Source organism: Phocaeicola sp. RTP21198st1_B8_RTP21198_201120 (assembly GCF_040929485.1).
Classification (GTDB): Bacteria; Bacteroidota; Bacteroidia; order Bacteroidales; family Bacteroidaceae; genus Phocaeicola; species Phocaeicola dorei.
The window spans coordinates 1-3648 of sequence record NZ_JBCOCI010000165.1 but is presented as its reverse complement, the minus strand read 5'-3'; the positions used below and the strand labels follow the sequence as shown (position 1 = coordinate 3648).

Sequence of the window (3648 nt, the reverse complement as noted above, 5' to 3'; positions counted from 1 at the left end):
CGATATCATAGAGCCGTTGCACCTCTTCCGGAGCGTGTAGGTCGAGAATCGTATTGTATCCCGTATTCATGGAAGCGATTGCGGTCATATCCTCCGGTGTCAGCATGAAATCCTCGATGTTGAAATTCTCTTCCATCCGCTGGCGATGTACCGATTTGGGAATGGCGACAATTCCGTGCTGCAAGTGCCAGCGTAGTACGACCTGTGCTGCCGATTTATTGTATTTGCGACCGATGCCGGTCAGAATATCGTCCGTGAACAATCCGTTCCGTCCTTCGGCCAAAGGTCCCCATGCCTCCGCTTGTACACCGAGTTCCTGCATAATTCGTATCGCTTCGGTTTGCGGAGTATAAGGATGCGCCTCTATTTGATTTACCGCCGGAATAACTCTGGTATTATGGCATAAATCCAACAATCTGTCCGGTTCGAAATTGCACACTCCGATAGCCCGTACACGTCCTTGAGCATAGAGTTCTTCCATAGCCCGCCATGCGCCGTAATAATCACCGAAAGGCATGTGGATGAGATAGAGATCGAGGTAATCCAGCCCCAAACGGGTGAGCGAAGCCTCGAATGCCTGCAATGTCTGTTCGTAACCCATTTCCGAAATCCATGCTTTGGTCGTGATGAACAGTTCTTCACGCGGAATGCCGCTTTTCCGAATAGCCGTACCGACCGCCCGTTCGTTGCCATAGACCGAAGCGGTGTCGATGAGTCGGTAGCCTACGGCAAGCGCATCGGTAACAACTTTTTCGCACTCGGTGGCATCGGGTATCTGAAAGACACCAAAGCCTTGTACCGGCATCTTTACTCTGTTATTCAATTCTTTGAAATCCATATCCTAATATCCTTATAATCAGTTTTTCAAAATATTCAATCATGATTGTAGATACACTCCGAATCCATTCCAATAACCTGAATAAGAAACATTATCTATTGCATGAAGTTATTGAGTTTGTTGGCCGGATTGAGCGGCTTCTGGTCGGACAATACCAACGACTTGACCATATGCAGTGTCCCTTGCTTGTACTTCTGAAAATGTTCCGAAGCGATATGCTTCTCGTAAGCCTCGCGGCTTGCATAGGTTTCGAGAATCGTTACCTTGCAGGGGTTCTCCTTTTCGCCGACCGCATACATCGTCAGCACACCCGGTTCGGTGCGCAGGGAGATTTCGCCCACTTCAGTTGCGTATTTCATATACTCGTCAAGATACTGCGGGTAAACCTCTATTTTCGACAACCGCACGATGCCATCAGCGCTCATCGGCTCTTTAGCGCACATACCCGGCTGCTTATCCAGATTCAGACATTTGCCAATGATCTCTCCTGTCGCAAGATAGGAGTAGGTAGGGAACTCGAACAAGACGGGTTTCAGTTTCGTATAGTCGAGTTTGCTGTCGCTGTCGAGCACGTCGGAAGCGGCGTATGTATTGACTATCGCGCAAATGAAGTTGTCGAAACCCTCGGTTTCATAAATATCCACCACCTCGCACTCCATCGTGAGCGGCGATGCGTCGATGACGGGCGTACCGTATTCGCCAGTGTGGTAGGCGAAGACTTCCGACTTATCGACCATCGCACCGCTTACGCTTCCTACATAATCGGCCTTCGGCAACATCTCACGGCTCACGAGATTGACGGAAAGCCGTTTCGATTGCTTGATACCTTGGTTGGTGTAGTGGCTTTTGCTCATGCTGACCAGTATCCGGTCATGGTCGATAACGCCCGTGTGTCCCACCACGAGCCAGTTTACTTTCCCTTCGACCTCTGCCCCGACTACCGTCATCGGCTTGGGATAGAGTGCCAACAGGTTTCCGAGATTTTTCTTGTTCGTTTCCATAATATCGGGTTGAGCGGTGTTCTCCTTCACGACCGTACTGCACGACGACATGACAAGCAGCGACAGAACACCCAAAATCGTTTTTACCATAATTGATTTCCTTATTTATCTATTTGACTTTCGGTGAACGGGTCGGCACGATGCCCCATCAGGTCTATTTTCGTATACTCGCGGTCGAACTCCTCCATTTCCCAAGCCGAGAGACGTACAGTTCCCGCACCGAGCAAATCATCCAAATGTGCCGGGGTGGTTGTTCCGGGTATAGGAGCGATCCACGATTTGCGCGACAACATCCACACGAGGGCGAACTGCGCCGGAGTAACCCTTTTCCGTTCCGCCCATTTTCGCACCAAAGCCACGAGCGGCATATTGTGCTTCAGGGCTTCGGGCGTGAACTGCGGCAAGTTCCAGCGGCGGTCGCCCTCGTAGAAACGGCTGTTCTCGTCGATTACACCCGTGAGGAACGCACGTCCCAGCGGACAATAAGGCACGAAGCCGATACCGAACTCTTCCAACATCGGGAAGATTTTGGTTTCCGGCTCCCGCCACCAGATGGCATACTCGCTCTGTACAGCCGAAAGCGGGCAGACGGTGTGCGCCCGGCGGATGGAACGCGCACTCGCTTCCGATAGTCCCCAATGCAGCACTTTCCCCTCCTGCATCAAATCCTTAACTGTCCCGGCCACATCCTCCATCGGCACTTTCGGATCGACACGGTGCTGATACAGCAGGTCAATATGGTCGGTGCGCAGGCGTTTCAGCGAACCTTCCACTGCCCGGCGGATATGGTCGGGACGACTGTTGATGGCGGTCGGTTGCTTCTCCTCGACGCCGAAGCCGAATTTCGTCCCGATTTTCACTTTGTCGCGAAACGGTGCGAGTGCCTCGCCGACCCACTCTTCGCTGGTGTAAGGGCCATAGACCTCCGCCGTATCGAAGAAAGTGACGCCTTTGTCGTATGCCCGGCGAATCAGAGCGATCATATCCTTTTTGTCGTACTTCCCGCCGTAATAACCCACCATCGGCAGGCAGCCCAGACCGATGGCCGATACATCCAATCCTCCGAGTTTACGATACTCCATTGTGTCGCCCATATTCGGTGTATTTTCATCAGACTGATTTCCCGTCAAAGAGAACGAAGGAGTTTTGGCAAACACACGGGAAACACCAGTCGTAGCTCCGGCTGCGAGTAGTGCAAAACTCGATGCCGTCCTTAAGAAATTTCTGCGATCCATAATCTTCTATTTTTTCATTGTTCATTTTCTGATTGCAAATTTACCACGATTGAATAAGCCGGCTTGTATACGATTTACGGATATTTATACCCGAATCCTCGATTCTGCAATAGGACCGTATGTAATTCACAATCTCCGCTTTCCGCTTGTCAACGGTGATACGCATACAGACGGGAGCCTCCCCGTTTTTCAGCAGCGTCTGTCGCTTGATGTAAAACAACACACTCAGTGTACTACGTCTTTTTTCAACTCCCATACTTCTTGTATTTTTAGTGGTACAAAGTTAAATCGTATTGTTCCAAATCAGACTATGCAAAATATTGAGAATCAGCGAAAACAAAACTAAATCGTTGGACTTTTTTCTTCCCCGAAAAATCCAACGGATAAGCCAGTGCCAACTGCGTTATTCCGCTGCTTTTAGGTGTGGTGTTGGGCAAAAAGAAAAGTCCTAAAGTATAATACTTTAGGACTTTTCTTTTATTTTGCTTCATAAGAAAGCGGTGCGTACGGGACTCGAACCCGTGACCCCATGCGTGACAGGCATGTATTCTAACCAACTGAACTAACGCACCAA

Annotated in this window: 4 protein-coding genes and 1 tRNA gene; all 5 read right to left on the bottom strand. The window is 50.0% G+C overall.

Features of this window, described 5'->3' with window-relative positions:
- Positions 1 to 838 (bottom strand): aldo/keto reductase (locus tag AB5935_RS23885; RefSeq protein ID WP_368327649.1); only part of this gene is annotated, 838 nt, incomplete at its 3' end.
- A gap of 95 nt (positions 839 to 933) precedes the next feature.
- Positions 934 to 1929, bottom strand: a complete 996-nt coding sequence (locus AB5935_RS23880) for a flavin reductase (RefSeq protein WP_007832628.1) — start codon at positions 1927 to 1929, stop codon at positions 934 to 936.
- Between the two features lie 11 nt (positions 1930 to 1940).
- Positions 1941 to 3074 (bottom strand): aldo/keto reductase, encoded by a 1134-nt coding sequence (locus AB5935_RS23875; RefSeq protein ID WP_007832626.1) that lies wholly within the window; start codon positions 3072 to 3074, stop codon positions 1941 to 1943.
- Between the two features lie 40 nt (positions 3075 to 3114).
- Positions 3115 to 3330, bottom strand: a complete 216-nt coding sequence (locus AB5935_RS23870; RefSeq protein ID WP_007832624.1) for a hypothetical protein — start codon at positions 3328 to 3330, stop codon at positions 3115 to 3117.
- Between the two features lie 242 nt (positions 3331 to 3572).
- A tRNA-Asp gene (locus AB5935_RS23865) sits at positions 3573 to 3646 on the bottom strand.
- Between the last annotated feature and the right edge of the window lie 2 nt (positions 3647 to 3648).